Annotated in this window: 3 protein-coding genes; 2 read left to right on the top strand and 1 reads right to left on the bottom strand. The window is 32.5% G+C overall.

All coding sequences use genetic code 11. From position 1 onward, the window contains the following. The first annotated feature begins 115 nt into the window (after positions 1-115). Entirely contained in the window at positions 116-1468 is a 1353-nt protein-coding gene (locus B2008_RS03055) for a GHKL domain-containing protein (RefSeq protein WP_281828210.1), read from the top strand. Positions 1469-1471: 3 nt separating this feature from the next. Continuing rightward, a complete protein-coding gene (locus tag B2008_RS03050; RefSeq protein ID WP_281828211.1) occupies positions 1472-2269 on the top strand; it encodes a LytR/AlgR family response regulator transcription factor in 798 nt (265 codons plus the stop codon). A 238-nt stretch (positions 2270-2507) separates the two neighbouring features. On the opposite strand, the gene mscL is transcribed toward B2008_RS03050, so the two are convergent. Beyond that, on the bottom strand, positions 2508-2876 hold the full coding sequence (gene mscL, locus B2008_RS03045) for a large-conductance mechanosensitive channel protein MscL (protein ID WP_281828212.1): 369 nt from the start codon (positions 2874-2876) through the stop codon (positions 2508-2510). Between the last annotated feature and the right edge of the window lie 23 nt (positions 2877-2899).

The following is a 2899-nucleotide window of genomic DNA, read 5'->3' as shown; positions in this document are numbered from 1 at the left end:
GTCTTAACTTAATGACATTGCGTTTGTGCGCTCAATCCTTTTTTTTACTGCTTATTTTATTTTTACTATAATACGGGCTAAAATTAGTTACTTATCAATAAAAGAAAATGAAAATATGGATTTTTATATCGATTTCTACGGAATGATTCGAGCTTTTATCGATCTTTTTTATTTTTTGTTAAGCCTTGCCGTAGACGTCGTCGTTTTTGTTAAACTAGCGCAGCCGATTAAGACAGGAAAAGATAAACTATTTTTGGTACTTTTTTGCTTAATTATGTCGGTGATTTTGGTATTTAGCCCATCAGATTTCGTTAATACCTGGCTGACCTATGCCGAAATAGCGGTCTTGTATCTGTATTTTGCGATAATTCGCAAGAATAACCATAAATTAATTTTAGGTTCGCTACTTTTCTTTTGCGTAATTGATCAATTTCTTTTGGCGAGTGAGTTTTTAATTGGCTCCTTCATCGCCTTTCTCAAGCTGCATATCTGGGAAGAAGCCTTTGATATTTTACTAAGCCTAATTACAATGGTGATTGTTGCAAAATATAGCCGTTTTTTGCGCGAAAGATTGATCGATCAAAATAGCAATATTTTCATTGGTATCTTGTTCTATATTTACCTTTCCTGTAATGTTATCAATTATTATTTGGGAATTGATAAACGACCAATTGAAGTAATTCAAATTTCAATTGGTTTGTTGATTTTCCAAACTATTTTTGCAATCTTGATTTATATTGGAATGGTTCACACGCAGCGTAATTTGTTAAATCATCAGGAGCAAAAAGCAGAATTTGAAAAACAGCAGCAGCTTGAGGATTACGCGACTTATCTCGAAAAAAGCGAAGACGAACTTAGAAGCTTTCGTCATGATTACCGCAATATGTTTGAATCACTTAAATTGAGTGCAAAAGAGGGCAATGTTGACGAAGTAATTGAAAAATTGGATCAGTATACTAAAACCAATTTAAATTCACAGGCATTTTTGAAGTATAAGGATATTAATCATGTCCATCTAAAAATTATTAAGAGCATCATTATTTCTAAATTAACAGAAATGTATAATTTAGGAATTAAATATAATTTTGAATGTCGCCAAGAAATTACGAAATTGCCGCAAAACTTCGATGCCTTGGATTTGGTTAGAATTATTGGGATTACCTGCGATAATGCGATTGAAGAAAGCAAACTGCTAAAAAAACGCGGCCTAACGCCAGAGATTCAAATCATGTTTTATTCTGAAGGCAATAATGAATTTGAATATGAAATTCGCAATCTAACAGTGCAGTCTAAAATTTCTATCAAGAAAATTCAGGAACAGGGTTATACCACTAAGAAAAATCATGCTGGCCTGGGTTTAGCAAATATTGCCAAGATTGAAGATAAATATGCAGAAATGTCAATTTCATATAATGTAAAAGATAATTGGTTCGACTTTTATTTAGTTATTGACACGGAAGAAGATTAAAGAATGAATTATTCGATTATTGTTTGCGATGATGATCGAGCATTGTCAGAGAGACTCGCTGACCAGATTAAGATTGCTATTCAAAACATGCGCGACGACAGTCCTAACTATGACCAAATTCAACTGCAAATTTCCTTAATCGCTAATAGCTTTGATGAAGTAATTGCTTTTTTAAAACAAAAAACAATCGAAAATGGGATTTACTTCTTGGATATTGAATTGAGTCATTATCCAGAAGCAAAAAATGGAGTTGATTTAGCAGAAAAAATAAAAGAACATGATTCTAATGCACAAATTATTTTTGTGACTGCTTATGACAAATATGCTCCGTTAACTTATCGCCGACGGATTGGGGCAATTGATTATATTAATAAGGCCCAAACGCGGAATCAAATAATTAATCGTTTGGAAGAAACACTCAAAAATGCTATTGATAATTTAACAATGGCAGAAAAAGTAGAAGTAAAGAGTTTAATCTATAGAGTTGGTCATCACGTGCAAAAAGTAAGAGCAGATGAAATTTATTATATTGAAAACAGTTCTGTTCAGCATAAGGTTAAAATGGTAACGGAAACCGGTGAAAGTGAGTTTAAGGGGACGATCACGCATCTGGATCAGGAAAATGCTTTTTTGATGAAAGTTTCGCAATCATTCTTAGTTAATCCGGAGAATATTGCAGCGATTGATCTATCCAATCGCATAATTAGTTTTCCAAATGGGGATGAAGTTAGTTTTTCAAGAGATAGAAAAAATATTATTAATCAGATTTTGAACCAATTTCATGGAATTGAAGTCAATTGATTACGAGATTCGTCTAATTTTGAACTAGATTTGTCCTTTTTTACTTTTCGTCGTTCAATTCGGGTATGATACTTATGTGAGTTGAGAGGGATAGATAATCAACTTCACACAAGGAGATCCTAAAGAAGAGATAAAGTTCAGTACTTTGATTAACTCTCATTCGACTTTTAATTACTACATTCCCTAAATTTAAAGCGTAAAAAAAGATTGAATGCCATTTGGTATTCAATCTTTTTTATTATTTTGTTTCTTTTTCTTTTAATAGATCTCGAATTTCTTTGAGATAATCAGCTTCAGTTGGCTTAGCCGCCTTTTTGTTAGCCTTCACAATTTTATTGACAGCTTTGACAATTAAAAAGACAACGAAAGCAATAATAATAAAGTTAATAATTGAATTAATAAAACTGCCGTACTTAAATGTTGCGCCGCCAACTTTAAAAACGATATTAGACAAATCTATTCGACCAATAATTAATCCTAAAAGAGGATTAATCAAATTTTTAACCAGGGAGTTCACAATTGCAGTAAAAGCGGCTCCGATGATCACGCCGACAGCAAGATCGATCACGTTGCCGCGAGCAATAAACTGCTTAAATTCCTTAATCATATTATTTCTCCTATATACTCTTT

This window comes from Lactobacillus sp. UBA5813 (assembly GCF_002417895.1).
Classification (GTDB): domain Bacteria; phylum Bacillota; class Bacilli; order Lactobacillales; family Lactobacillaceae; genus Lactobacillus; species Lactobacillus amylolyticus.
The sequence above is the reverse complement of the archived record's forward strand: the minus strand, read 5'-3'. Positions and strand labels throughout refer to the sequence as shown.